This is a genomic window from Citrobacter sp. BIDMC107, from assembly GCF_001037575.1.
In the GTDB taxonomy this organism is placed as follows: Bacteria; Pseudomonadota; Gammaproteobacteria; order Enterobacterales; family Enterobacteriaceae; genus Citrobacter; species Citrobacter freundii.
The window spans coordinates 4,346,869-4,372,065 of the sequence record NZ_KQ089848.1 but is presented as its reverse complement, the minus strand read 5'-3'; the positions used below and the strand labels follow the sequence as shown (position 1 = coordinate 4,372,065).

Genomic DNA, 25,197 nt, shown 5'->3' with positions numbered 1-25,197 from the left:
TAGGATCATGCGATATATAGCTGGCATTGACATAGGCAACTCATCAACGGAAGTCGCTCTGGCTACTCTGGATGAGTCTGGCGTGCTGAGCATCACCGGCAGCGCGCTGGCAGAAACCACCGGAATTAAGGGCACATTACGTAATGTGTTTGGCATTCAGGAGGCCCTTACGCTGGCGGCAAAAAACGCCGGTATCAATGTCAGCGATATTTCGCTCATCCGTATTAACGAAGCCACCCCGGTCATTGGCGACGTGGCGATGGAAACAATAACCGAAACCATCATCACTGAATCCACCATGATCGGCCATAACCCTAAAACACCGGGCGGCGTCGGGTTAGGCGTGGGTGTCACTATTACGCCGGAAGACCTTCTCAGTCGCCCGGCGGATACGCCCTATATTCTGGTGGTGTCATCGGCATTTGATTTCGCCGATGTTGCTACGATGATTAATGCTTCCGTCCGTGCCGGATACCAGTTGACTGGCGTTATTTTGCAGCAGGACGATGGTGTGTTGGTCAGTAATCGTCTGACTCATCCCCTGCCCATCGTCGATGAAGTCCTTCATATTGACCGTATCCCGTTGGGGATGCTGGCTGCCATTGAGGTCGCCGTACCAGGAAAGGTTATTGAAACGCTTTCTAACCCCTACGGTATTGCAACTGTCTTTGGCCTCAATGCCGATGAGACTAAAAACATTGTTCCGATGGCACGGGCGCTGATCGGCAACCGTTCAGCCGTGGTGGTGAAAACGCCGTCAGGTGATGTGAAAGCGCGAGCGATTCCTGCCGGAAATCTGGAGCTACAGTCTCAGGGTCGTACAGTACGGGTCGACGTTGCAGCGGGCGCCGAAGCGATTATGAAAGCGGTTGGTGAATGCCCGAAACTGGATAACGTTACTGGAGAAGCTGGCACCAATATTGGCGGCATGCTGGAGCATGTGCGCCAGACGATGGCTGAATTAACCAATAAACCCAGTCATGAAATTTTTATTCAGGATCTGCTGGCGGTCGATACCTCGGTTCCTGTCAGCGTGACGGGTGGACTTGCCGGTGAGTTCTCGCTGGAACAGGCTGTCGGCATAGCCTCCATGGTGAAATCAGACCGCCTGCAAATGGCGATGATTGCCCAGGAGATCACGCAAAAGCTCAACATTGACGTCCAGGTTGGCGGGGCCGAAGCCGAAGCTGCCATTCTGGGGGCCTTAACTACTCCGGGCACCACGCGACCACTGGCTATTCTGGACCTCGGCGCGGGTTCAACCGACGCTTCTATCATCAATCCTAAGGGCGAAATTATTGCCACGCACCTGGCGGGTGCAGGCGATATGGTCACGATGATCATTGCCCGTGAACTGGGTCTGGATGACCGTTATCTCGCGGAAGAGATTAAAAAGTATCCGTTGGCGAAAGTTGAGAGCTTGTTCCATCTTCGCCACGAAGACGGCAGCGTTCAATTCTTCCCTACGCCTCTCCCGCCAACGGTTTTTGCGCGCGTGTGCGTAGTGAAGCCCGATGAACTGGTGCCACTGCCGGGTGAACTGGCGCTGGAGAAAGTACGAGCCATTCGTCGAAGTGCTAAGGAACGCGTTTTCGTTACTAACGCACTCAGAGCGCTACGTCAGGTGAGTCCGACCGGGAACATTCGGGATATTCCCTTTGTGGTACTGGTTGGCGGCTCATCCCTGGATTTTGAAGTTCCGCAGCTGGTCACCGATGCTCTGGCGCATTATCGACTGGTTGCCGGGCGCGGCAATATTCGTGGTACCGAAGGTCCGCGCAATGCGGTTGCGACAGGGCTGATTCTCTCCTGGCATAAGGCATTCGCTCATGGAAAGTAATCTCACCACGCCAGCCATCGTTATCTTCACCAGTGCTGACTGCGCTGACGTCTGGAATGACGTACTGCTGGGTATTGAAGAAGAAGGGATCCCCTTTGTGATTCAGGAGAATGACTCAACTGACGTTATCCACAACGCATGGTTGGCCGCCTGCCAATCACCATTGCTGGTTGGTATTGGCTGTAGCCGTGAAAAACTGGTCGTGCACTACAAAAACTTACCCTCATCAGCACCGCTTTTTACGCTGACGTATCAACAAAATAGCCACGATCGCCGCAGCATTGGTAACAACGCTGCGCGGCTGGTTAAAGGCATTCCGTTCCGGGAATGCCACTCATAACCCACAGGAGAAAAGCAGTATGAATAACGCACTGGGACTGGTTGAAACAAAAGGGCTTGTCGGCGCTATTGAAGCCGCTGATGCCATGGTGAAATCCGCAAACGTGCAGTTGGTTGGTTACGAAAAAATCGGCTCTGGCCTGATCACCGTTATGGTTCGCGGTGATGTCGGCGCGGTGAAAGCAGCCGTAGATGCTGGAAGCGCAGCCGCAAGCGCCGTTGGTGAGGTGAAATCCTGCCACGTTATCCCGCGTCCGCACAGCGACGTTGAAGCCATTTTACCTAAATCCGCATAAGTCGTTGCAACCAAGGAGCACAGCGTGAAGCAATCACTGGGATTACTTGAAGTTAGTGGTCTGGCATTAGCCATCAGTTGCGCGGACGTCATGGCGAAAGCCGCCTCCATCACGCTGGTGGGCCTCGAAAAAACCAACGGTTCGGGCTGGACGGTGATCAAGATAATCGGGGATGTGGCCTCCGTCCAGGCAGCCATTTCCACCGGTGTCAGTTTCGCTGACCAGCGAGATGGACTGGTGGCTCACAAAGTCATTTCCAGACCCGGGGACGGGATCCTGTCGCATAGCGTTGTCCTGGAGCCTGAACCAACGCCCGACCCCATACCAGCCATACCGCATGAAGAGATATTTGTAGACCATGCGGCACCCGAAGCACCGCAAGATGCAGAATTGATTAGCTGCAATTTGTGTCTTGATCCTGCCTGCCCTCGCCAAAAAGGTGAGCCGCGCACACTTTGTCTTCACTCCGGCAAACGAGGTGAAGCGTGATGGATAAACAGCAACTGGAAACCACTGTCGCTAAGGTTCTGGATGAAATGCGCGAGCGCCCGATTCCGCTGGGGATCTCTAATCGGCATATTCATCTGTGCGCTGAAGATTACGGTCGCTTGTTTCCCAATCACCCAATTAGTGAGAAAAAAGAGCTGCTGCAGCCAGGGCAATATGCAGCAGAGCAGACTGTCACGCTGGTGGGGCCAAAAGGTCAGTTAAAAAATGTGCGTTTACTCGGTCCGCTGCGCAATACCAGCCAGGTCGAAATTTCCCGTACTGACGCCCGCACGTTGGGAATTGCTGCTCCGCTGCGGATGTCGGGCAATATTCAGGGCACACCCGGTGTTCGTCTTGTCAGCCCATTTGCTGAACTGGACTTAGCATCCGGGGTGATCGTTGCCCAACGGCATATCCATATGTCGCCGCTCGATGCTCTGATTCTGCGAGTTTCCCATGGTGATAAAGTCTCGGTCGCCATTAATGGCGATGAACGTCGACTGATTTTCGATAACGTCGCCGTACGCGTTTCGCCGGATATGCGCCTCGAAATGCATATCGATACAGACGAAGCCAATGCTGCAGGCGCTGATAATCCCCAGGCATTCGCCACACTGGTGACCTCACGATGAACAACGAACTGCTGCAACGCATTATCGAGGAGGTTGTTTCCCGATTAAAAAAACGCGCGGAAAGCACGCTCACTCTTAGCGTCGCGCAGTTACGGGAAATCGATTCACGGACAGTATGCTGCCAGTACTCGTCGCTCCATCTCCAGCAAGTGGACCTGCCATTTCTGGAGCAAATTGCCGAAGGCTGCCCAGTCAACATGTCGGTGGTAATGATTCACGACGCGCTGGCATGCGGAGTCCGCGTGAAGATTTCACTACAACACCGATTGTTACCCGCAATCCCCGTGAAAAAACTCGCGCGTCTGCCGCTGGAGTTCAGTGACGAACTGGGGCGAATCATCTTTTTGCATCCTGAGAAGCTTCTCAGCTATGCCGACGTCGCCCAATTGAGGGATGGCGTACTGGTGCTACGCCGTCGATGTATCGTGACGGCTCTGGCTCAGGAAGCTGTCAGTCTGCGAAATGTCCAACTAATTAAGCAGGAGTGAGCTATGCATCTGGCACGGGTTACAGGCGTTGTGGTTTCCACGCAAAAATCTCCATCACTGGTGGGAAAAAAACTGTTGCTGGTACGTCGGGTAAGTGCTGACGGAGAGCTTCCTGCGTCTCCAGTGAGTGGAGATGAAGTCGCTGTTGATTCTGTCGGCGCGGGGACCGGCGAACTGGTATTACTCAGCAGCGGGTCCAGCGCCAGACACGTTTTTTCCGGCCCTAATGAGGCCATCGATCTGGCTATCGTCGGCATTGTCGACACGCTTTCTCGTTAGGAGGAACTATGGCGATTTATACCCGCACAGGTGATGCCGGAACCACAGCCCTATTTACCGGACAGCGCGTGAGCAAAACGCATCCGCGCGTGGAAGCCTACGGTACGCTGGACGAACTGAATGCGGCGCTTAGCCTGTGCGTTTGCGTGGCGAAAAACCCTCAGCACCGGCAGTTACTTGAAAATATCCAGCTGCAACTTTTTTGGTTCAGCGCCGAACTGGCAAGCGAAAGCGAAGAACCGACGCCAGAGCAACGCTACATCAGCTCAGAAGAAATTGCGGCACTGGAAGGTGCCATCGATATCGCAATGGGAAGAGTACCGCCCCTGCGCAGCTTTATTTTACCAGGCCGCAGCGAAGCCGCCAGCCGACTGCACTTTGCCCGAACTCTGGCACGCCGCGCAGAGAGACGACTGGTCGAGCTGTCCACCGAGATCTCCGTCAGACACGTACTGATGCGTTATATCAACCGCCTGTCCGACTGCTTATATGCGCTTGCACGAGCAGAAGATCATGACGCCCATCAAAACGAAATCATTGAGAAAGTGGCTGAGCGCTATCTCGCTGCCGTTCAACCACCAGCCACAAAGGAGCCGACTATGTCTCTGTCTTTTCAGGAGCTCCACCAACTCACTCGCGCTGCGGTGACGAGAGCAGAAGAACTTCAGGTTCCGGTCGTCATTAGTATTGTTGATGCGAACGGTACCCAAACGGTGGCCTGGCGCATGCCTGACGCATTACTTGTGAGTAGCGAACTGGCACCGAAAAAAGCATGGACTGCCGTGGCGATGAAAACCGCCACGCATGAGCTGTCATCAGCAGTGCAACCAGGCGCCGCGCTTTACGGTCTGGAAAGCCATATGCAGGGAAAAGTCGTCACCTTCGGTGGCGGGTACGCATTATGGCGTGAGGGTTTACTCCTCGGGGGTCTTGGCATCAGCGGAGGAAGCGTTGAACAGGATATGGACATTGCAGAAACGGCCATTGCGGCGATTAACGTGAGAACACATCAATGAATACTTCAGAACTTGAAACCCTTATTCGTAACATTTTGAGTGAGCAACTCGCCCCGGCAAAAGCAGAAGTTAAGGGTAACGGTATTTTTCCGTCCGTTGGCGAAGCGATCGATGCCGCTCATCAGGCTTTTCTGCGTTACCAGCAATGTCCATTGAAAACCCGCAGCGCCATCATAAACGCCCTACGCGAAGAACTGACGCCTCATCTTGCTTCACTGGCCGCTGAGAGCGCTGCCGAAACGGGTATGGGCAACAAAGAGGATAAGTTCCTTAAAAATAAAGCCGCGCTGGACAACACTCCGGGTATCGAAGATCTCACCACCACGGCGCTAACCGGCGATGGCGGCATGGTGTTATTCGAGTATTCACCGTTTGGCGTAATTGGTTCTGTCGCCCCCAGTACTAATCCGACAGAGACCATTATTAACAACAGCATCAGCATGCTGGCGGCAGGGAATAGCGTTTACTTCAGTCCGCATCCGGGTGCTAAAAAGATTTCACTCAAGCTGATTGCCATGATTGAAGATATTGCTTTCCGTTGCTGCGGAATTCGTAATCTTGTCGTCACGGTCACAGAACCCACTTTTGAGGCTACCCAGCAGATGATGGCGCACCCTAAAATCGCAGTTCTGGCGATTACCGGTGGCCCAGGCATTGTTGCTATGGGCATGAAAAGCGGGAAAAAAGTCATCGGCGCAGGCGCAGGAAATCCACCCTGCATTGTTGATGAAACGGCCGACCTGGTTAAGGCGGCGGAAGATATCATCAATGGCGCATCCTTTGATTACAACCTCCCCTGCATTGCTGAGAAGAGCCTGATTGTTGTTGATGCCGTTGCCGAACGACTGGTTCAACAGATGCAGTCTTTTGGTGCGATGCTTCTCAATAGAGAAGAGGTAGACAAACTGCGAGCCGTCTGTCTACCAGAAGGCATAGCCAATAAAAAACTGGTAGGTAAAAGCCCGGCAACCTTACTGGAAGCAGCAGGAATACCAGTTCCGGCAAAACCACCTCGATTACTGATAGGCATCGTCCAGGCGGACGACCCGTGGGTTACCAGCGAGCAACTGATGCCAATGCTCCCCGTCGTAACGGTAAGCGATTTTGATAGTGCATTAACGTTGGCCCTGAAGGTTGAAGAGGGATTGCATCACACGGCCATTATGCATTCGCAAAATGTGTCACGTTTGAACCTTGCCGCGCGCACGCTTCAGACCTCCATCTTTGTGAAAAATGGCCCCTCTTACGCCGGGATCGGCGTTGGTGGTGAAGGCTTTACAACCTTCACTATTGCGACGCCAACCGGTGAAGGAACAACATCTGCGCGCACTTTCGCACGCTCTCGTCGTTGCGTGCTGACAAACGGTTTTTCTATTCGTTAATGGGGCCGTTATGAATAGCTTTTCACTGCAAACTCGATTGTACAGCGGCCTGGGAAGTCTGGATGTGCTCAAGCGCTTCACGAATAAGCATATCTGGATTATTTGCGATGGTTTTCTCGCGCGTTCTCCCCTGATTGAAAAGCTGCGCAACGCTCTGCCAGCGGATAACCGCATCAGCATTTTCAGCGATATCACCCCCGATCCCACCATCGGCACTGTAGTTCAAGGGATTGCACAAATGCAGTCCCTGCGGCCGGACGTCGTGATGGGTTTTGGTGGCGGCTCAGCACTGGACGCCGCAAAGGCCATCGTCTGGTTCAGCCGACAGTTCGGTATTGAAATTGAAACCTGTGTCGCAATTCCCACTACCAGCGGTACGGGCTCCGAGGTAACCAGCGCCTGCGTGATTAGCGATCCGGATAAAGGCATTAAATATCCATTGTTTAATAATGCGCTTTATCCAGACATGGCCATCCTTGATCCAACGCTGGTCGTCAGCGTACCGCCAGCCATAACCGCGAATACCGGCATGGACGTATTAACGCATGCACTGGAGGCATACGTATCCACGAAGGCCAGCGACTTCACCGATGCACTAGCTGAAAAAGCGGCTCAAATCGTCTTCCAGTACCTGCCTGTCGCCGTCAGCAAAGGCGAATGTCTGGCAACCAGAGGGAAAATGCACAATGCGTCAACGCTCGCGGGAATGGCATTTAGTCAGGCTGGACTGGGGATCAATCATGCGATTGCCCATCAGTTGGGCGGTCAGTTTCATCTGCCACACGGACTTGCCAATGCGCTGCTGCTGACCCATGTCATTCATTTTAATGCTCGCGATCCGCGGGCTGCGAAGCGCTATGCCCGTTTCGCTAAAGCCTGCCATTTATGCCCGGATAACGCGAACGATACAACGGCATTGAATGCGCTCATTCATCATATCGAGCTACTCAAAAAACAGTGTGCGTTGCCTTCTTTAGTTGACGCGCTTAAAGACGGAAAGCAAGCCTGGTCGCAACGTATCCCGGTGATGGTTCAGGCCGCGCTGGCTGATGTCACGCTGCAAACCAATCCTCGTGTTGCCGACGCCAGTGCCATGCAGGAACTGCTTGAGGAATTATTATGAAGACAGCCATGACGGCAGAGTCCACGCTCTATGATGCGCAGACAATTCGCGAACGCGTTCGCGCAGCGGGTGTTGTCGGAGCCGGAGGCGCAGGCTTTCCTGCTCACGTAAAATTACAAGCGCAGGTCGATACTTTTCTGGTCAATGCGGCTGAATGTGAGCCAATGCTGAAAGTTGACCAGCAGTTGATGGCCGTCCAGGCTGAGCGACTTATCCACGGCGTTCAATATGCCATGACGGCTACCGGAGCCAGTTCCGGAATTATTGCGCTCAAAGAGAAATACCAAGAGGCTATCAATGCATTAACACCCCTTCTACCTGCCGGGATCCGCTTACATATTTTGCCCGATGTCTACCCGGCAGGTGACGAGGTTCTGAGCATCTGGATGGCAACAGGCCGGAGAGTTCCGCCTGCCGCGCTGCCGGTCAGCGTCGGGGTAGTGGTCAATAACGTCCAGACCGTGCTCAATATCGCGAGAGCAGTTGAGCAGCAGTACCCCGTTACGCGTCGTACCTTGACCGTTAACGGCGCTGTCGCCAGACCAATCACACTCACAGTCCCTGTCGGCATGTCTTTACGTGACGTTCTGGCGCTGGCCGGGGGTGCAACCGTTGACGATCCCGGCTTTATTAACGGTGGTCCGATGATGGGCGGCCTGATTACTTCACTGGATACCCCAGTCAGCAAGACCACCGGGGGCCTGCTGGTTTTGCCTAAATCTCATGCGTTGATTCAGCGGCGGATGCAGGATGAACGTACCGTGCTTTCCGTTGCAAAAACCGTTTGCGAGCAGTGCCGTTTGTGTACGGATTTGTGCCCAAGGCATTTGATCGGTCATGAATTATCCCCGCATCTGCTGGTTCGTGCGGTTAATTATCAGCAGGCAGCCACGCCGCAATTGCTGCTCACGGCCCTGACCTGCTCAGAATGCAATGTGTGTGAAAGCGTTGCCTGTCCGGTTGGGATTTCGCCGATGCGAATCAACCGCATGCTTAAACGCGAGCTGCGGGCGCTCAACCATCGTTATGAAGGGCCGCTAAATCCTGAGGATGAAATGGCGAAGTACCGGCTGATCCCGGTTAAGCGCCTTATTACCAAACTGGGCCTTAGCGACTGGTATCACGATGCGCCACTGGCTGAGACTGACTACTCCACAGACAAAACGACGCTGTTGTTACGCCAGCATATAGGTGCCAGCGCCATCCCATGTGTAGAACAAGGCGAACGCGTTGTTCGCGGTCAATGCGTTGCCGATGTGCCGTCCGGTGCATTAGGCGCGCCTGTTCACGCCAGTATTGACGGTATTGTCAGCGAAATCACTGAGCAATCCATCACGGTAATAAGAGGTTAAACATGTCTCAGGCTATAGGGATTTTAGAACTCACCAGCATTGCCAAAGGAATGGAAGCTGGCGATGCCATGTTAAAAAGCGCGAATGTGAATTTACTGGTCAGCAAGACCATCTGCCCGGGAAAATTTCTACTTATGCTCGGTGGTGACGTAGGTGCCGTACAACAGGCGATCGCCACTGGAACATCTCTTGCTGGCGATATGCTCGTTGATAGTCTGGTACTCCCCAACATTCATGCCAGCGTACTCCCCGCAATCAGCGGACTAAACAGCGTAGATAAGCGTCAGGCAGTTGGTATTGTCGAAACATGGAGCGTTGCTGCCTGCATCTGCGCCGCCGACAGGGCGGTTAAAGCCTCCAACGTCACGCTGGTCCGCGTCCATATGGCATTTGGTATTGGCGGCAAGTGTTACATGGTCGTAGCTGGCGATGTATCCGATGTGAATAACGCGGTGACGGTTGCCAGTGAAAGTGCGGGTGAAAAAGGCCTGCTGGTTTACCGCTCGGTCATCCCCCGTCCACACGAAAGCATGTGGCGACAAATGGTGGAAGGATAATGGAAAGACAACCCACCACGGATCGTATGATTCAGGAATATGTTCCTGGCAAACAGGTCACGTTGGCGCACCTTATCGCCAATCCCGGTAAGGATTTGTTCAAGAAACTGGGATTACCTGATTCGGTTTCTGCGATCGGTATTCTGACCATTACCCCTAGCGAAGCCTCAATCATCGCCTGTGATATCGCCACGAAATCAGGGGCGGTAGAGATTGGTTTTCTCGACCGGTTTACCGGCGCGGTGGTACTGACGGGCGATGTTTCAGCCGTTGAGTACGCGCTGAAACAGGTAACCCGAACGCTGGGCGAAATGATGCGTTTTACCGCGTGTCCCATCACCCGGACGTAATCTCATGAAACGTATCATGCTAATTGGTCCCAGCCAGTGCGGTAAAACGTCGCTCACGCAGTGCATGCGCGGAGAGGTGCTCCACTATCAGAAGACCCAGGCCATAGTCTGGTCTCCTACGACAATAGACACACCGGGTGAATATCTTGAGAACCGCTGCCTGTACAGTGCGCTGCTGGCCAGCGCCTGTGAAGCGGACATTATTGCGCTGGTACTCAATGCTGACGCGCCGTGGTCACCATTTTCTCCCGGTTTTACCGGACCAATGAACCGACCCGTTATTGGCCTCGTTACCAAAGCCGATTTAGCCAACCCGCAGCGTATTTCACTTGTGGAGAGCTGGTTAGTTCAGGCTGGCGCGCAAAAAGTATTTGTCACCAGCGCGCTGGAGAATACCGGGGTCGATGAGATGTTCATTTTTCTGAATGCAAAGGAACCTTCATGTCTCACAAAATAATGGCCATTAATGCAGGTAGTTCCTCGCTTAAGTTTCAACTACTGGCGATGCCGCAGGGTGAAATGATCTGCCAGGGGTTGATAGAACGTATCGGTTTGTCTGATGCACAGGTCACCCTAAAAACACCAGCGCAGAAATGGCAGGAGACTTTGCCTGTAGCAGATCACCGTGAAGCCGTAACGTTGCTTCTGGAAAAACTGCTCAACCACCACATTATCAGCAGTCTGGAAGAGATCGACGGCGTTGGCCACCGCGTCGCACACGGCGGGGAATCCTTTAAAGACTCCGCGCTGGTAACTGATGAAACGCTGGCAGAAATCGAGCGCCTAGCGGAACTGGCCCCTCTGCATAACCCGGTAAATGCGTTGGGGATCGCGGTATTCCGCCAGCTATTGCCCAAAACGCCAGCCGTTGCGGTGTTCGACACCGCGTTTCATCAAACGCTTGATGAGCCTTCTTTCATCTATCCCCTGCCCTGGCGTTACTATGTCGAGTTGGGTATTCGTCGTTACGGTTTTCATGGTACCAGCCACAAATACGTTAGCTCACAGCTTGCTGAAAAACTGGGTGTGCCACTCAGCGCCCTGCGCGTTGTTTGTTGTCATCTGGGCAACGGCAGCAGCATCTGCGCGATCAAAGGCGGACAATCGGTGAATACGTCAATGGGCTTTACACCACAGTCTGGCGTGATGATGGGCACGCGAAGTGGCGATATTGATCCATCCATTTTGCCCTGGATAGCCCTGCGAGAAGGCAAAACACCCCAGCAGCTCAACCAATTGCTCAACAATGAGTCCGGATTGCTCGGTGTTTCTGGCATCTCACCTGACTACCGCGACGTTGAACATGCCGCAGATACGGGCAATCACCAAGCTGCGCTGGCGTTGACGCTTTTTGCTGAGCGCATTCGTGCCACCATTGGTAGCTATATTATGCAGATGGGCGGTCTGGATGCCCTGGTGTTTACCGGTGGTATTGGCGAAAACTCCGCACGGGCGCGCGCTGCGATTTGCCGTAACCTGAATTTCCTGGGTCTGGCCGTTGATGAGGAAAAAAATCAGCGTAATGCCACCTTCATTCAAACGGAAAATGCGATGGTCAAAGTAGCAGTGATTAATACCAATGAAGAGCTAATGATTGCGCAAGACGTTATGCGTTTAGCGATATCTGAAACTGTGACATTGGGCATTCCTGCATAATACTGCCGCACCGCAAATTGCGGCAAATCATGGTAATAGCGCGATCGCCATGACACTATGCGCCGAGGATTGCTGATCACATAGGTGAAGACGTGGCTGTTGCGCAATGTCCCGCATCGTGCGGAGAACTTATCCAGGGCTGGATTCTGGGCAGTGAGAAATTGGTCTCCTGCCCGGTTGAATGGTATAGCACCGTTGAGGTCACTTCAGGTTCACCGCTGACAGATGAACGTCCACTTTCGCGGGCAATGGTTGAGAGGTTATTGCTGCACTGGCAATACCCGGCACACATGAGTCAGGATATCCGAATAGATGTCCAGTCAACCATTCCTGTCGCTAAAGGGATGGCCAGCAGCACAGCGGATATCGCCGCCACGGCAATCGCCACGGCACAGTATCTGGGGCATCAGCTAGACGAATCCACTCTGGCGCAGCTTTGCGTTTCGCTGGAACCTACCGACAGCACCGTTTTCCGCCAGCTTACGCTGTTCGATCATAACGACGCCTCCACGCAAATTGCCTGTGAATCCCAGCCTCAAGTCGATCTGCTGGTTCTCGAAAGTCCGGAAACCTTGCTTACTGCTGATTATCACCGTACTCCACGTCAGTCAGGGCTACTGGCGGGCGCCCCAGCTCTGAAACGCGCATGGGAAAAGTTACAGGAAGCCTGTATCAGTCAAAACCCTTATCGGATGGGCGAAGCCGCCACGCTGAGCGCGATCGCCAGCCAGTTGCTGTTACCTAAACCAGATTTTGATTCACTATTAGCACTGGTAGAAGAATGTGATTTATATGGCGTCAACGTCGCGCACAGCGGCAGCGTCGTCGGTCTGATGCTCGACAGAAGGCGTCATGATGTGGACTACATAAAATGGATGCTGACACAGAAAAAATTAACATTGCACTGGCCGGAACAACATTTGTTGCGGATGGTAACTGGCGGGGTCGAACTGCAATAAGGGCCGCCGCTAAGCAGCGACCCAAACGAGCATAAAATCGTTACTCAGCTTTCGCATCGGCGTTTTTCACTTCGCCCATCGCTTTCAGCTTTTTAGAGATGTCGCGGCGCTCTTTAGAGATCTCAGCGTTTTTGATGATGTAATCATCAACACGATCTTCATAATCGCTTTTCATGCTGGCGATAATGCCCTGAATCGCTTCCACGCTCATTCCAGGCTTGATGTAGTCGCTCAGGTTGTCCAACAGCAGAACGCGTTTCTGGTTGTCACGGATCTTTTTCTCAACGTCCTGAATTTCACGTTGCAGTTTGTTTTTACGACGGAACAGACGAACAAATTCCAGCACGTCCTGGAAAGAAGGCTTGGTAGTTTCCATTTTTACACCCCTGATAATGTGAGATTCGGATTCGTTAAAACAACGGCTAAAGTGGGTCAACATTACTTTCATGCCCGCCATACTTCAAGTTGCATCTGCATCGACAATGCATGGTTGAAACCTGAATTATCGAGGGTAAAGCCATTGCAGTTACCAATGGTTTTAGCCTTTTTCAGTATCATACCTCTAATCTTTGCTGAATCGAAGCAGCAGTAGAACCTATCGCCTCATCTGCTCTTTATTTGCGCAGCGCGCGACAGATTAAATGTGAGAGCAACTCCAGCTGTCGCGCCATTTCCATGTTCAACCAAACGTAGCCGTGAATGGGCGTTTCTGCGACATAATCGCCTTTATGCTCAGCAATGAGCTGACGTAACTCCGCCACGGTGTCATTGAGCTTTTCCGTATTGGCAAGCACCGGCTGCGGATTCCCTTCGTACAAGGCGTGGGTTATGGTCAGTAGCGCCTGCTGCGTCCTGAGCTGAGTTTCACGCAAAGTTTGCGCATTCAGCATGACAAAGTGGCTGGTGCGGCTGGCCCAAAGTGCATTAATTTGCAGCTCAAGCATGCAGACCAGATTGCGGTTAACCGTTTGAATAGCCTCAAAAATGGATTTTTGAATACGGGTTTCTTTACTGGCGGGAACGATGAGCCCGCGCATTTTGACAACGTCGCTTAAGAGCTGCTGTAAATGCTTCTCAAGCCGCGGTTGCTCAAGCAAATTAGGGGATAGCGCGGCCTGATACACCCGATTATATCCCGTCACACAATGTGCCAATTGGATACGCCAGTGTATAAATGCCCGCTGCGGCCAGATGCCGGTAAACAACATCGCCAGTAACGAACCCAAAATAACATCGCCACCGCGCCATAACGCGGTATTCATATCTCCGGCAGGCGCCCCCACGACCACGGCAAGCGTAATGCCAATCAGCAGCGCCTGATACGGCCTTTTACCCAATGCCAACCAGCCACAGAGAAACATCGCCACCGCGCACCAGATCAGCATTAGCGGAAGCGAAAAGAGTTCCAGACGCAGGGCAATCAATCCAAGCACCGAGCCCAGGATCGTTCCGCCTATACGCTCAAACGCTCTGGGAACAACGTTACCCCAAAAAGAAATTGGCCCCATAATCACCACTAGCGTGATCAGAGGCCATGTACCTTCGGGAATGTTTAACAGGCGTACCAACAGAAAAGTAAGAAGAAACGCCAGCGCAATGCGAATGCCATGCACCACACGATAATGACGATACAAACGAATTTCAAAAGGACTCAGCGACTTATCTGCACGCACTCATGCACTCCGTCAGGGAATAGCAAAAAAGCGAATTGTACCTGTTTTTACGGTGAAAACATCATCCTGATGACCAGGACATTCATCCTGATTTGCACCAAAAACAGTTACTTCAACTGTACCGGCACGTACATTTCAATGTCCCAGTAACCGTCCTCCATGCCGTTGTTCAGATAAACTTCAAAACAGGGTTTAGCGGCTATCGCATACGTCGAATCCTGCATCAGGCGCTCAAAAAACTGATACCACGGCGTCGCGAAGTCATGATTTTCAACGCGCGCAACGGCTATAGCATAGTCGCCACCTGCCAGCTCGGTCTGGATCACCCCTTCACTGTTTTCCGGGATCTCAAAACCTTCAGGCACAGACACCACGGTATCACAACGCAGTTTTTCCGCCGGAACAACGTCAGGATTGTCGTAATAAACGGCTATCCATTCCAGCGGTACGATCTGCTTACCGTCGACCCACATCATTAACTGTTCGAAACCTTGCTTTACCGTTTGTTCCCACGGTCCAACCATATGGAAACCGGCAATTATGCGTTTCTCGACCTGCTTTATCTCGTACTCCATATAACCTCCGTTATTACACTGTATTTATATACAGTGTAATTTTTAGGTATGACGGCCACAAGGAATCAGTGATTATTATGTGAGCAGATTCGCACTCTTGCCAGTCAGGCACATCAGGAAAAACTACGCCTTATGGCGGAAGTAATCGCTCAGACGCGAGAAGACGCCACCTTCGTTGACAGACTCCAGCGTAACCAGAGGCCAGTGCGCCACCAGTTTATCCCGATCGTAGAGTTCAATTTCCCCCACACGTTGATGGGCAGCGATGGGGGCGACCAGTTCTTTCTTATCAAGAACATATTTTGCCTTGATATTCGCGACTTCGGCTTTAGGCAGGGCCATCCAGAAATCCTGCTCTGTGCCAAGGCTAATTTTTTCTTTATCGCCATACCAGATCCGTTCAATACCGACCTGCTTACCGCTACGTAAAACCTGCACGGTATCGAAGTTCTTTTGTCCCCATTGCAGCAATTTTCTCGCCTGGTCTTCACGTCCTTTCGCACTCTCCGCCCCCATCACAACCGCAATCAGGCGGCGCTGCCCATCAACAGCAGAAGCAATCAGGTTGAATCCAGCGCCGGAGGTATGCCCAGTCTTCAGACCGTCGACGTTCATGGTTTTATCCCACAACAAACCGTTACGGTTTTGCTGCGTGATTCCGTTCCAGGTAAGGCTTTTTTCACTGTACATATGGTAGAAATCCGGCTCTCCATGGATGATAGCTCGCGACAGCACGGCCAGATCGTAAGCTGAGCTATGCTGACCTGGCGCATCCAGACCATGTACCGTTTCAAAATGCGTGTCACGCAGGTTCAGCTTTTGCACATAGTTGTTCATCATCGCGACAAACTGTGGCTGCCCTCCGGCGATGTAATCCGCCAGCGCCACACAGGCATCATTACCGGAATCAACAATTAACCCGCGACTCAGGTCGCGCACAGAAACGCGATCCCCTTCTTTCAGGAACATTAAGGATGAACCGACGAATACCGGATTATCTTTCGCCCAGGCGTCGCGCCCAACGGTGACAATATCTGTCGGACTAATACGCTTGCTGTCGATTGCGCGATCGACAACATAACCAGTCATCAGCTTGGTCAGGCTGGCAGGGTTGCGCTGCTGGTGTTCATTTCCGGCTGTCAGGATTTGGCCCGTGGTGTAATCCATTAATACCCACGCTCCGGCATTAATCGCAGGTGGCTGTGGGGAAAAGCTTACGACCTCGGTCGCGTACGCGGGCGAAAAACTCATCGCAAAGAGTGAAGCGGCAATAAACAAACGGCGTTTCAACAGCATGTCCTCAGGAAATGGAAAAATAGCCGTTCTTTTTACGGAAGTTCTGGCGAACAAACATGGATAAATTGCAAGAAAATGTGACATAAGGCACATTTTCTTGCTGTAAGGAAAGGTTTTCAGATATCAACCGCGGCGGGCATTAGCCTTTGCGCGGTGCTGTCTCTGCGTGATGGCTGCGATGACGATGATAGCCATCTATCATGCTGCGGAAAATTTGCCCCGGTGTGTCACCCAGCGTGCACAGGTAAATATGTGCACAGATGAACAGTAAGCCGACAATCGCCAACACCATATGCAGCACCAGCATCACAGGCCCTGCCCCTATTACCTGCGGGTAGAGACATAACAACCCGGTAATGATCAACAGCGGAACCAGCGCATACATGATGGCCAGATAAGCCAACTGTTGTAGCGGGTTAAATTTACTCTCTGCCGTTGCTGCAAACGGGTGCGGCTCACCTTTCATGATGCCATACAGATAAAAGCGCGTTTGCAACAAGCAGCGTGATATCAACCCGTTAAGCTTCACCCGATAATGACAACCGTTGCCGCTGGTTGCGTTGATTAGCACAAAACCAACCCAGAAGGCCAACAGGGCGAAACCGCACCAGGTATGTACCTGCACCATCAATGCCACCGGTCCGACAGAGAAGTGCCCAAACAGGCCACTCAGCAGAAGCAGGATAAAAAGCAGCGCATTACCCCAGTGCCAGCGGCGAACTGCCAGCGAATAGAGGTAATCCCGATGTTCTTCTCCAGTAGCTGTTTTGGGTGACAGCATCCGACGTAACAGCGCGTGTATAACCAGGCCCGCAATCATCAGCACAATAACAACGCCTGCATAAATGAGCCACAGCGGCCAGTAGTCCGGCGCATAGTTAAGCTCTGCTCCCCAGATAGAATTCATGCTTTACCCTCCTGATGGATCTCTTTACGCCGATAAACACTCACCGGGCCGCTACGCGTATCCTGCTGGCGATAAACCTCTTTTTGATTTATCCAGTGCTGAATTTCCGGGTCGTCACGACGACCAAATTTCAGCGCATCCGTCGGGCAAACGGAAACGCAGGCGGGCGATTGTCCAGTCTCCAGCCGGGTATCTGCGCAAAAGTTACATTTGTCGGCAATTCCCGTTTGCGGATTGAGATAACGGACGTGGAACGGACAAGCGGCAACGCAATAGTCACAGCCAATACAGCGAGACTTATCCACTTGCACAATGCCATTTTCGTCGCGAAATGACGCACCGGTCGGACAAACGCTGACACACGGCGCATCTTCACAATGCTGACAGGAAACGCGAACAAACTGGAAGTGGGATAGCACCTCGGGTTCATGTTCGGGTGAACGGATCTGCACCTGTAGACGGCTAAATCCCTCTGGCACGTCATTCAAAACTTTGCAGGCAACCGTACATGCCTGACAGCCGATACAGCGTTTCTCGTCATGCAGCATGACATAAGGGTTTGTTGCTTGATTCATGATGTTCTCCTTTCTCATGCCCGACGAAGCGTAACGCCAGCGGTGTGCACCACTGTACCGGAAACCGGACTGGTAACATGCGGAAGCAAATTACCGCAATGGATACCGTGCGTTGTCGCTGCGGTTTTGGCTCCCGCCTTGGCGCCAAACCCCATATAAACAAACAGCGTATCGGGCCGAATTCCGGCGGTGACCAGCGCTTTGCCTTTTTCCTTGCCGGTCGCGTTTTCCAGCCAGATGTCATCGCCGCTTTTGATGCCTTTTTCACGGGCCGTTTGCGGGTGGATCCACACCGCGTTGTCCCACATCAACTCGCTAAGCAGTGGCACGTATTGCGTCGCACCGTTGGTATGAACCGCCACTTTTCCCTGGATAAAATAGAGCTCACTATCGCCTTTGAGCGCAAAATTGCGCGCGCGCGGAATACCGTAGCCAGGCAGGAGCGTCTCCAGCTCTTCAGAATAAAGCTCTATTTTTCCTGAAGGGGATTTAAAGCGCAGTTGCTCGCCATAGGTACCGTCGCTGTCAACCGCCACCGCGCCCGGATAGCGTTCCACAAACTGACGCACCGCTTCAGGTTCACGCAGCAGTAACGGAACACCCCACTCCCGATACCCTTTCTCACGCAGTTCAGCAGACAGCGCATGATCGCCATTAAGCTGGTATAACTGACGCGTTTGCATATCCTGCCATGGGTAGAATTGCCCAAGGCCTAACTGCACGGCCAGCTCTTTCCAGATTTGCCAGCTTGGACGCGCATCACCAATAGGTTCTACTACCTGCTGGCGCAGGGCATAGGCTGGATTCAGACCCGACATGTCTGAAACTTCTTCATCGCGCTCAAGGTAAGTACATTCAGGCAAAAGGTAGTCGGCATACGCCGCGCTTTCGCTAAGATAGACATCACAACTGACCACAAGGTCGAGCTGTTCAACGGTTTTGACCAGATCCGGTCGACATGTAACGGTTTGGAAAGGGTTGTGTCGGGACATAATCCATCCCTTCACCGGATAAGGCGTCTGGTTTAACACAGCATCAATGATGCTTTGCACCACACCACCGCCCGCCGCGATGTACTTAAACTGCGGGGCTACCAGATCGATACGCTGCGCCGTTGGCTTGGGTAATTTGACATCGGGTTTTGCCAGCACCGGAGCGACCTTCTCTCCGGCCAGCTTATTATAAGTTGCCGCCGCTTTTTTCTGGTATAAACCGCCTTCACGCTCAATATTACCAAGCAGCACATTGAGGGTAAAAATCATGCGCCGCATATCAATTTCTTCTTGCGAGAACGTCGCACGATGGCCCGGGCTGACGATAGCATGAGGCGCGCAGGCGGCCATTTCTCGGGTGACCCGAACAATGACATCAGCAGGCACATCAGCTTGCTTTTGCGCCCATTCCGGCGTGGTCTCTTGTACTGCTTCTGCCAGTTGGTCAAACCCTGTGGTGTAGCGCGCAACGAAGTCCGCGTCATACAATTTTTCATTGATCATGACGTGACACATGGCCATCAACACCGGCAAGTCGCCGCCCGGTTTGAGCGCATGCCATTCATCCGCCTTGCTGGAGAAGACGGACAGACGAGGGTCGAAGCTGACCATTTTTGCGCCCTTTTCCTGCGCCATCATCAGTTCATGCGTTTCGGCAACCTCAATTCCTTCATAAAGGTTGTGACCAAAAGAGACCATATAACGGGTATTGGCGATATCCATGGCCAAATCGCCGCCCATCATCACTTTGGCGGCAATCGATTTTCCGGCCGGGCATGTCGACGCGTGCGTAAAGGTGTTTGGCGATCCGAAAGCCGTCGCCAGTTGAAATAAATGCCCTGAAAGCGAACCGGATTTAGAAGAAAAGACGACGCCCTGAGTGTAAGTAGCCCGCATAATCGTGCCATTCACATTTAGAGATCATCCGGCATAATCAATCTGCCAACGAAGGAGATCGCTATGCGTAAAGCCCGTTTTACTGAGCATCAGATTATCGCTGTGATTAAGTCGGTTGAAACCGGACGAACTGTTAAAGATGTCTGCCGGGAGGCCGGTATTTCTGAAGCCACCTACTACAACTGGAAGTCCAGATACGGCGGCATGGAGGCTTCTGATATTAGAAAGATCAAAGATCTTGAGGACGAGAACCGACGTCTCAAACAGATGTTTGCCGACCTGAGCCTTGAGAACCGAGCGCTGAAAGACGTTATCGAAAAAAAGCTTTAAAACCAGCCTTTAAGCGTGAGCTGGTCACTCATCTGATAACGACATTCGGACTCAGTATCCGTCAGGCCTGCCGGAGTCTGAACCTGAGCAGAACGGTTTACCATTACCGCCCGGATCCCACGCGTGACGAACCCGTTATTGTCGCGTTACAGGCAGTGGCAGAGCGATACCCACGATACGGTTTTCCAAAACTTTTCCAGGTGTTGCGGCGGCAGGGACACCCGTGGAATCACAAAAGGATCCATCGTATTTATTGTCTGCTGAAGCTGAATTTTCGCCGAAAGGGCAAACAGCGGTTGCCGGTGCGTAATCCTTCGCCACTGGCCACGCCGGAAACACTGAACCAGAGCTGGTCTGTCGATTTTATGCATGATGCCCTGGTCTGTGGCCGTCGTTTTCGCACGTTCAATGTCGTTGATGACTTTAACCGTGAGGCGTTGTCGATTGAAATCGATCTGAATCTGCCAGCTCTGCGCGTGGTCCGTGTACTCGACAGGATTGCGGCCAATCGCGGCTATCCGGTCATGCTACGTATGGATAACGGTCCGGAATTTATCTCACTGGCACTGGCTGAATGGGCAGAGAAACATGCAGTAAAACTGGAGTTTATCCAGCCGGGTAAGCCGACGCAGAACGCTTTTATTGAGCGCTTTAACCGAACATACCGTACAGAAATACTCGATTTTTATCTGTTCAGAACGCTGAATGAAGTGCGGGAAATCACGGAAAGATGGGTGTCAGAATATAACTGCGAACGCCCTCATGAATCACTGAACAATATGACGCCGGAGGAATATCGGCAACACAATCATTTGGCCGGGATCTCAAAAAATGCATGGATCTAAAACGGGTCTATTTACATGAGGACCATGCTGCGTTTTAATTGCCGTCATTTTTTCGGCAATTTCTTTATACGCTTGTTCCCAGCTAATAACCTGCCATTCTCCGCTCCCGCGAGGTCCTGTGCGTTTCATGGGTTTAACAATGCGATGAGGGTCGTTGACCAGGCTAACGCCGCTGCCGCCACGAGCGCAGACACGCGTGCCTTGTTGAGGCGCATTAGGGTTCCCTTGAATAAAAACCGTTTTGTTATTAATTACCTGCGCCTGTATCGGGCAACGATAAGAACACATTTCACACAAACTTGGCGTCAGGGATGTCTTCCCTTTGATACTCTCAGGAGAATTTCGTGCCAGTGCGCCTGGCGGAAAACTGCCTATCGCACAGGCTGAACAGCCTATACCCACTCCTCGCAAAAAATTACGCCGACTAATGCTCATATAACCTCCTGTTATTAGATATATCCAATGATTATATGGCGTTTAGAATATTTATTTTTTACATCAATCACATTTCATTACAATGCATGACAGCGAATTGACACAAATAAAAACTCTTTGTTTATAAAAGACTTTAAAGTTTCCAGAACACCACGAATCGGGCGCAAAGTAGCAACAACAATAATAATAATTCTCAATCAATTAAATATCTATTGCATCAGAATCGATAATTGCATCACTGCTTCTATCTTAATCTTTGTCATTCATTAAAAATGATAAATCAGTTCTAATGATAATTTACCCCCGTTAATATTTATCAATGAACACATCAACTGACAGCATTCCTTATGCTATTTTCAACATAGACAAGGACTGATATTATTTTACTAAAAAACATAACATACAGCTTATCTTAATATAAAACACAATCAGACAATTCAAATAAAAGCCAGAATAATGAGAAGTTAAAAATGATAAGATGTATTTCTATAAGAACAATAGGTAATCGCCTCAGTACTCTTTAACAAAGTTATCATGACACAATCAAACGAGTGATAAGATTGGCAGAGTCAAGATCATCATAAGATTGAGTCTTTAAATTTATCTAAATTACACTATTTTTTAGTCGTGATCGTATTCATAAAGATCAACACTACTTATGATATTGACTACACGCAGCAATTACGATATATTCTAAAGAATCTTTCATAACCGGAGAGAAAATGTTCAATGAAATCACCATATCATCAATTGGACGACTCATCCTATATAGGGACTTTGTTTTTTTATGGATATTATCAGTATTCATCAAGAAAGACAAAAAAAGAATCACCTTTTATAAGATATGTAGCCATACTTACAATTGGTTTTGTGTTTAAAATAATACAATAAAACAAGGTCTGTAATGAAAAAAATCACAGCCATTCTGTTTCTTATGCAAATTACATCTCTTCTGGCTACAGGATTGCTATTGATACCGGAAACAATTGCACTGTATGTCAGAACGGCGGTCGGCGTTCTTATTTTTGCTTTATATTTCAAAGATTTTAAATGCAGCATTTATTTACTTTTATCATCTATCTTTATAGTGATTTTCTTCATCACAAGCCATAACTTTACATGTATAAATATATTATTTACTGTGTGGCTTATATTTTTAATGAAGAAACTTGGAGATAAAAACCTGGTTAAATGCATTTTCTATTCAACTCTAATGTTTTCGCTTGTTTTTTGTGCCTTTGTCATTAATGGATTAATTCATCCTGACATTGTTTATATAGCTGAGTCAGGAAGGTACAGGAATAATTTAGGTTTCTGGTCAGCAAACTATCCGGGATTCATATCATTTTCCTGTTTTATGACACTATTCGCAACCCTTGGCTTTCTTAAAAAAAATATAAAAAATAAATATCGCATTGTTTCATACATAGTTATGGCATTTTGTTTTGTAATTCCATGGATAGCTGACTCCAGGACGCCTGGATATGCAATGGTAATGGCTATTTTTTTCTTTATGCTTTGCTATATAAATACATTCAAACAAATTGCCATTAGGTTAATCCCATTTATTCCTTTAGCTGCATTGGTTTCCACTATTTATTTATCTTCAAAAAGCGGTAGCAACATCGACTTTATTTTGAGCGGGCGCTTAACTTATTACCATGATTTTTTACGTGAACTTAATTCATGGGATTATATTTTCGGAACTCAGCTTCCAGATTATGCACTAGATAGTTCATATCTCATACTACTCTCTGCATTTGGTATATCATATATACTAATCCTAACAGCCCTCCTAATCAAAGCTGTAATTAATAATAAAAATAAATTTGCATTAACGATTTTATTTTCACTCATGTGCTATGGAGTTACTGAAGCTGTGATGGCCAGAGCTGAAATACCAGTAACAATCCTATTTATCTCACTCATGTTTATCAACACAAATAAAAAAACAGAGCTTACTTAATTTTGTATTTGCGCATAAAGTGTTGTTACATTTTTGTTTAAAATATAAGCCATTACAGTTCGGGAGTCATAGATCATTCAGTAAACTAACAGAAAACCTCAGACCTCGGCAGTCTTAACAAACTGGAAGTAAAATTTGATTCGACTGTATCGAAGACTAAGAGAAACTTACAGACGTAACAAAACTGGTTTTTCATCCTATATGTAACACCAACTAATTGGACTACATTCGTTTTATCTTAGGAAAAAGTAGATAGCACTAGGATAAAACACTAGTATATTGAGTTCTATTATTAAAAACCCGCCTTCATAGAAGGCGCATTGGTACACTCCAAAAGCGGCGTACCAAAACCCTTAAAAAGAAATATCTGTCAGTCCAGTAAGATTTTAATCCCAAGGCAATAAGGCAGAGCCAAAACCAGCAGATGGCCAAGCCCGTAGGACATGGTTTTCATGTTGGCAATAAATTCCAATACAGGTGTAATAAAGAAATGTCAGATACCTCCAACTGTCCTGGTTTTCTCTTCCACGATTACGAGACCTTTGGTACCCATCCGGCGCTGGACAGACCCGCGCAATTTGCGGCTATCCGCACAGATAATGATTTCAACATCATCGGTGAACCAGAAGTCTTTTATTGCAAACCCGCGGACGATTATCTGCCGAAGCCTGAGGCGGTGTTGATTACGGGTATCACACCGCAGGAAGCACGTGAAAAGGGAGAGAATGAAGCCGCTTTTGCTGCGCGTATCCACGCCCTGTTCACCGTGCCGAAAACCTGTATCCTGGGCTATAACAACGTGCGCTTCGATGATGAGGTGACGCGCAACATCCTGTATCGCAATTTCTACGATCCCTATGCCTGGAGTTGGCAGAACGATAATTCGCGCTGGGATCTGCTGGATGTGATGCGCGCCTGCTATGCCCTGCGCCCTGAAGGCATTAACTGGCCGGAAAACGACGACGGCTTACCCAGCTTCCGCCTGGAGCATTTGACCAAAGCTAATGGTATTGAGCATGCCAATGCTCACGATGCGATGGCGGACGTATACGCCACGATCGCAATGGCGCAATTAGTGAAGTCACGTCAGCCGCGTCTGTTTGATTATCTCTACAGCCATCGTAATAAGCACAAGCTGGCCGCACTGGTTGATGTCCCGCAAATGAAACCGCTGGTCCATGTCTCTGGTATGTTCGGCGCATGGCGCGGTAACACCAGTTGGGTGGCGCCATTGGCGTGGCATCCGGAGAATCGTAACGCAGTTATTATGGTCGACTTAGCTGGTGATATTTCGCCGCTGCTCGAACTCGACAGCGACGCCCTGCGCGAGCGGCTCTACACGTCTAAAGCGGATCTGGGTGATAACCCGGCCGTACCGGTTAAATTGGTGCACATCAACAAATGCCCGGTACTGGCACAGGCGAATACCCTGCGTCCGGAAGACGCCGACCGTCTTGGCATTAACCGCCAGCATTGTCTGGATAATCTTAAAGTTCTGCGCGAAAACCCGCAGATACGCGACAAAGTGGTCGCGATCTTTGCCGATGCGGAACCCTTTACACCATCAGATAACGTGGATGCCCAACTGTACAACGGCTTTTTCAGCGATGCTGACCGTGCGGCGATGAAAATCGTTCTGGAAACTGAACCACGCAATTTACCTGCGCTGGATATCTCCTTTGTCGATAAGCGCATTGAAAAACTGTTGTTTAATTACCGTGCACGTAACTTCCCGGGAACGCTGGACGAAGCTGAACAGCAGCGCTGGCTGGACCATCGTCGCCAGGTATTCACACCGGAGTTTTTGCAAAATTACGCCAATGAATTGCAGCTATTGAGCCAGCAATATGCGGATAACAAAGAAAAGTTGATGCTGCTGAAATCACTCTGGCAGTATGCCGAAGAGATTGTATAAATCCCACGTATAAAAAAACGGAGAACATGTCTC

The 25,197-nt window shown here is 50.4% G+C and carries 25 protein-coding genes and 2 pseudogenes; 19 read left to right on the top strand and 8 right to left on the bottom strand.

What is annotated here, in order from left to right; genetic code table 11:
• Positions 1–7: 7 nt before the first annotated feature.
• From SK39_RS20225 to SK39_RS20150, 16 genes are all read left to right on the top strand, one after another.
• Positions 8–1,840 carry a diol dehydratase reactivase subunit alpha gene (locus tag SK39_RS20225; RefSeq protein WP_003839013.1) on the top strand — a complete coding sequence of 611 codons (1,833 nt, stop codon included), beginning with the start codon at positions 8–10 and terminating at the stop codon, positions 1,838–1,840.
• On the top strand, positions 1,830–2,180 hold the full coding sequence (locus tag SK39_RS20220) for a glycerol dehydratase reactivase beta/small subunit family protein (RefSeq protein ID WP_003844243.1): 351 nt from the start codon (positions 1,830–1,832) through the stop codon (positions 2,178–2,180). The genes SK39_RS20225 and SK39_RS20220 overlap by 11 nt, the downstream gene beginning before the upstream one ends.
• A gap of 19 nt (positions 2,181–2,199) precedes the next feature.
• A complete protein-coding gene (gene pduJ, locus SK39_RS20215; protein ID WP_001057752.1) occupies positions 2,200–2,475 on the top strand; it encodes a propanediol utilization microcompartment protein PduJ in 276 nt (91 codons plus the stop codon).
• A gap of 24 nt (positions 2,476–2,499) precedes the next feature.
• Positions 2,500–2,964, top strand: coding sequence for a BMC domain-containing protein (locus SK39_RS20210; RefSeq protein WP_003839007.1), 465 nt, complete (start codon positions 2,500–2,502; stop codon positions 2,962–2,964).
• Positions 2,964–3,596, top strand: coding sequence for a phosphate propanoyltransferase (locus tag SK39_RS20205; RefSeq protein ID WP_003839005.1), 633 nt, complete (start codon positions 2,964–2,966; stop codon positions 3,594–3,596). Before SK39_RS20210 ends, SK39_RS20205 begins: the two co-directional genes overlap by 1 nt.
• Complete coding sequence (gene pduM, locus SK39_RS20200) at positions 3,593–4,084, top strand: microcompartment protein PduM (protein ID WP_032936762.1); 492 nt, start codon at positions 3,593–3,595, stop codon at positions 4,082–4,084. The genes SK39_RS20205 and pduM overlap by 4 nt, the downstream gene beginning before the upstream one ends.
• Positions 4,085–4,087: 3 nt before the next feature.
• A complete protein-coding gene (locus SK39_RS20195; RefSeq protein WP_003030211.1) occupies positions 4,088–4,363 on the top strand; it encodes a EutN/CcmL family microcompartment protein in 276 nt (91 codons plus the stop codon).
• An 8-nt stretch (positions 4,364–4,371) separates the two neighbouring features.
• Complete coding sequence (pduO, locus tag SK39_RS20190; protein ID WP_032936761.1) at positions 4,372–5,379, top strand: two-domain cob(I)yrinic acid a,c-diamide adenosyltransferase PduO; 1,008 nt, start codon at positions 4,372–4,374, stop codon at positions 5,377–5,379.
• Positions 5,376–6,761 carry a CoA-acylating propionaldehyde dehydrogenase PduP gene (gene pduP / locus SK39_RS20185; protein WP_048217358.1) on the top strand — a complete coding sequence of 462 codons (1,386 nt, stop codon included), beginning with the start codon at positions 5,376–5,378 and terminating at the stop codon, positions 6,759–6,761. Before pduO ends, pduP begins: the two co-directional genes overlap by 4 nt.
• Before the next feature lie 10 nt (positions 6,762–6,771).
• Complete coding sequence (locus SK39_RS20180; RefSeq protein WP_032936759.1) at positions 6,772–7,884, top strand: 1-propanol dehydrogenase PduQ; 1,113 nt, start codon at positions 6,772–6,774, stop codon at positions 7,882–7,884.
• Positions 7,881–9,236, top strand: a complete 1,356-nt coding sequence (gene pduS / locus SK39_RS20175; RefSeq protein WP_048217357.1) for a cobalamin reductase PduS — start codon at positions 7,881–7,883, stop codon at positions 9,234–9,236. The genes SK39_RS20180 and pduS overlap by 4 nt, the downstream gene beginning before the upstream one ends.
• Positions 9,237–9,238: 2 nt before the next feature.
• The gene (gene pduT, locus SK39_RS20170; RefSeq protein ID WP_003030201.1) at positions 9,239–9,793 is read left to right on the top strand and encodes a propanediol utilization microcompartment protein PduT; all 555 of its coding nucleotides are present in this window, start codon (positions 9,239–9,241) and stop codon (positions 9,791–9,793) included.
• Entirely contained in the window at positions 9,793–10,143 is a 351-nt protein-coding gene (gene pduU / locus SK39_RS20165) for a propanediol utilization microcompartment protein PduU (RefSeq protein ID WP_003030198.1), read from the top strand. The genes pduT and pduU overlap by 1 nt, the downstream gene beginning before the upstream one ends.
• A 4-nt stretch (positions 10,144–10,147) precedes the next feature.
• Positions 10,148–10,600: a propanediol utilization protein PduV gene (gene pduV, locus SK39_RS20160; protein ID WP_003030195.1), complete on the top strand. Its 453-nt coding sequence runs from the start codon at positions 10,148–10,150 to the stop codon at positions 10,598–10,600.
• Positions 10,585–11,799, top strand: coding sequence for an acetate/propionate family kinase (locus tag SK39_RS20155; RefSeq protein WP_003030191.1), 1,215 nt, complete (start codon positions 10,585–10,587; stop codon positions 11,797–11,799). Before pduV ends, SK39_RS20155 begins: the two co-directional genes overlap by 16 nt.
• A 92-nt stretch (positions 11,800–11,891) precedes the next feature.
• Positions 11,892–12,758 (top strand): GHMP family kinase ATP-binding protein, encoded by an 867-nt coding sequence (locus tag SK39_RS20150; RefSeq protein WP_048217356.1) that lies wholly within the window; start codon positions 11,892–11,894, stop codon positions 12,756–12,758.
• Between the two features lie 40 nt (positions 12,759–12,798).
• Here the strand turns inward: SK39_RS20150 and SK39_RS20145 are convergent, their stop codons facing one another.
• From SK39_RS20145 to phsA, 7 genes and pseudogenes are all read right to left on the bottom strand, one after another.
• A complete protein-coding gene (locus tag SK39_RS20145) occupies positions 12,799–13,134 on the bottom strand; it encodes a DUF496 family protein (RefSeq protein ID WP_003030187.1) in 336 nt (111 codons plus the stop codon).
• 238 nt (positions 13,135–13,372) lie between these two features.
• Positions 13,373–14,431: an FUSC family protein gene (locus SK39_RS20140; protein ID WP_003030186.1), complete on the bottom strand. Its 1,059-nt coding sequence runs from the start codon at positions 14,429–14,431 to the stop codon at positions 13,373–13,375.
• A gap of 107 nt (positions 14,432–14,538) precedes the next feature.
• Positions 14,539–15,006, bottom strand: a complete 468-nt coding sequence (sbmC, locus tag SK39_RS20135) for a DNA gyrase inhibitor SbmC (protein ID WP_003838984.1) — start codon at positions 15,004–15,006, stop codon at positions 14,539–14,541.
• Between the two features lie 123 nt (positions 15,007–15,129).
• Positions 15,130–16,302: a serine-type D-Ala-D-Ala carboxypeptidase DacD gene (dacD, locus tag SK39_RS20130; protein WP_032936755.1), complete on the bottom strand. Its 1,173-nt coding sequence runs from the start codon at positions 16,300–16,302 to the stop codon at positions 15,130–15,132.
• A 139-nt stretch (positions 16,303–16,441) separates the two neighbouring features.
• Positions 16,442–17,209 carry a thiosulfate reductase cytochrome B subunit gene (gene phsC / locus SK39_RS20125; RefSeq protein WP_032936754.1) on the bottom strand — a complete coding sequence of 256 codons (768 nt, stop codon included), beginning with the start codon at positions 17,207–17,209 and terminating at the stop codon, positions 16,442–16,444.
• On the bottom strand, positions 17,206–17,784 hold the full coding sequence (phsB, locus tag SK39_RS20120) for a thiosulfate reductase electron transport protein PhsB (protein ID WP_003838976.1): 579 nt from the start codon (positions 17,782–17,784) through the stop codon (positions 17,206–17,208). The genes phsC and phsB overlap by 4 nt, the downstream gene beginning before the upstream one ends.
• 14 nt (positions 17,785–17,798) lie before the next feature.
• Positions 17,799–19,655 (bottom strand): annotated as a pseudogene (gene phsA / locus SK39_RS20115) (thiosulfate reductase PhsA); the annotation flags it as partial.
• An 81-nt stretch (positions 19,656–19,736) separates the two neighbouring features.
• On the opposite strand from phsA, the gene SK39_RS26915 reads away from it, so the two are divergent.
• A protein-coding gene (locus tag SK39_RS26915) for an IS3 family transposase (protein WP_129622533.1) occupies positions 19,737–20,848 on the top strand; the annotation gives its coding sequence in 2 pieces (ribosomal slippage) (positions 19,737–19,998 and positions 19,998–20,848; 1,113 coding nt in all).
• A gap of 18 nt (positions 20,849–20,866) precedes the next feature.
• On the opposite strand, the pseudogene SK39_RS26275 reads toward SK39_RS26915, so the two are convergent.
• Positions 20,867–21,283, bottom strand: a pseudogene (locus SK39_RS26275) (molybdopterin-dependent oxidoreductase); the annotation flags it as partial.
• Between the two features lie 904 nt (positions 21,284–22,187).
• On the opposite strand from SK39_RS26275, the gene SK39_RS20095 reads away from it, so the two are divergent.
• Complete coding sequence (locus tag SK39_RS20095) at positions 22,188–23,249, top strand: hypothetical protein (protein ID WP_044701556.1); 1,062 nt, start codon at positions 22,188–22,190, stop codon at positions 23,247–23,249.
• Between the two features lie 490 nt (positions 23,250–23,739).
• Positions 23,740–25,164 (top strand): exodeoxyribonuclease I, encoded by a 1,425-nt coding sequence (gene sbcB / locus SK39_RS20090; protein WP_047715910.1) that lies wholly within the window; start codon positions 23,740–23,742, stop codon positions 25,162–25,164.
• Positions 25,165–25,197 lie beyond the last annotated feature (33 nt).

What these genes read in the sequence shown, in the direction of transcription:
- SK39_RS20225 (WP_003839013.1), top strand. Translation starts at nt 8, where the DNA reads ATGCGATATATAGCTGGCATTGACATAGGCAACTCATCAACGGAAGTC.
- SK39_RS20220 (WP_003844243.1), top strand. Translation starts at nt 1,830, where the DNA reads ATGGAAAGTAATCTCACCACGCCAGCCATCGTTATCTTCACCAGTGCT.
- pduJ (WP_001057752.1), top strand. Translation starts at nt 2,200, where the DNA reads ATGAATAACGCACTGGGACTGGTTGAAACAAAAGGGCTTGTCGGCGCT.
- SK39_RS20205 (WP_003839005.1), top strand. Translation starts at nt 2,964, where the DNA reads ATGGATAAACAGCAACTGGAAACCACTGTCGCTAAGGTTCTGGATGAA.
- pduM (WP_032936762.1), top strand. Translation starts at nt 3,593, where the DNA reads ATGAACAACGAACTGCTGCAACGCATTATCGAGGAGGTTGTTTCCCGA.
- SK39_RS20195 (WP_003030211.1), top strand. Translation starts at nt 4,088, where the DNA reads ATGCATCTGGCACGGGTTACAGGCGTTGTGGTTTCCACGCAAAAATCT.
- pduO (WP_032936761.1), top strand. Translation starts at nt 4,372, where the DNA reads ATGGCGATTTATACCCGCACAGGTGATGCCGGAACCACAGCCCTATTT.
- pduP (WP_048217358.1), top strand. Translation starts at nt 5,376, where the DNA reads ATGAATACTTCAGAACTTGAAACCCTTATTCGTAACATTTTGAGTGAG.
- SK39_RS20180 (WP_032936759.1), top strand. Translation starts at nt 6,772, where the DNA reads ATGAATAGCTTTTCACTGCAAACTCGATTGTACAGCGGCCTGGGAAGT.
- pduS (WP_048217357.1), top strand. Translation starts at nt 7,881, where the DNA reads ATGAAGACAGCCATGACGGCAGAGTCCACGCTCTATGATGCGCAGACA.
- pduT (WP_003030201.1), top strand. Translation starts at nt 9,239, where the DNA reads ATGTCTCAGGCTATAGGGATTTTAGAACTCACCAGCATTGCCAAAGGA.
- pduU (WP_003030198.1), top strand. Translation starts at nt 9,793, where the DNA reads ATGGAAAGACAACCCACCACGGATCGTATGATTCAGGAATATGTTCCT.
- pduV (WP_003030195.1), top strand. Translation starts at nt 10,148, where the DNA reads ATGAAACGTATCATGCTAATTGGTCCCAGCCAGTGCGGTAAAACGTCG.
- SK39_RS20155 (WP_003030191.1), top strand. Translation starts at nt 10,585, where the DNA reads ATGTCTCACAAAATAATGGCCATTAATGCAGGTAGTTCCTCGCTTAAG.
- SK39_RS20145 (WP_003030187.1), bottom strand. Translation starts at nt 13,134, where the DNA reads ATGGAAACTACCAAGCCTTCTTTCCAGGACGTGCTGGAATTTGTTCGT.
- sbmC (WP_003838984.1), bottom strand. Translation starts at nt 15,006, where the DNA reads ATGGAGTACGAGATAAAGCAGGTCGAGAAACGCATAATTGCCGGTTTC.
- dacD (WP_032936755.1), bottom strand. Translation starts at nt 16,302, where the DNA reads ATGCTGTTGAAACGCCGTTTGTTTATTGCCGCTTCACTCTTTGCGATG.
- phsC (WP_032936754.1), bottom strand. Translation starts at nt 17,209, where the DNA reads ATGAATTCTATCTGGGGAGCAGAGCTTAACTATGCGCCGGACTACTGG.
- phsB (WP_003838976.1), bottom strand. Translation starts at nt 17,784, where the DNA reads ATGAATCAAGCAACAAACCCTTATGTCATGCTGCATGACGAGAAACGC.
- SK39_RS20095 (WP_044701556.1), top strand. Translation starts at nt 22,188, where the DNA reads ATGAAAAAAATCACAGCCATTCTGTTTCTTATGCAAATTACATCTCTT.
- sbcB (WP_047715910.1), top strand. Translation starts at nt 23,740, where the DNA reads ATGTCAGATACCTCCAACTGTCCTGGTTTTCTCTTCCACGATTACGAG.